1 protein-coding gene is annotated in these 317 nt (G+C 50.2%); it reads left to right on the top strand.

The features are described from left to right. The coding region (locus tag ACYP03_RS25275; protein ID WP_459782567.1) for a hypothetical protein at positions 1-267 on the top strand (267 nt) is incomplete at its 5' end. Between the last annotated feature and the right edge of the window lie 50 nt (positions 268-317).

Here is a 317-nt window from a genome sequence, read left to right as displayed (position 1 = left end):
CAACAATATGCCGCCTATTGCCGTTTACAAAACCTGATGGCTTTCTCCTATTCGCAAAATGGCCACCAGCAACTGCTGGCTGATACCCTTGCAGCTTCAGGGTGCGATGCCCTCATCTGTGATCAACGCCACTACCCTGCACTCTGGTATATGCTGCACCAGATTAACCGGCCTATGCTGATCATTCTGAATCAGGAAATGTGGACGCCGGACTGGTGCTGGCAATTTGATCATCATCAATTCCTTTGCCAGCAGGACTTGCTCTGACCTCACCTGCAACGGTCAGCATGTTATAATCACGGCACTCATTCTCATCG

It is taken from the genome of Photobacterium sp. R1, assembly GCF_054600795.1.
Note: the sequence above shows the minus strand (reverse complement) of the source record. Positions and strands in the feature narration are given on the sequence as shown.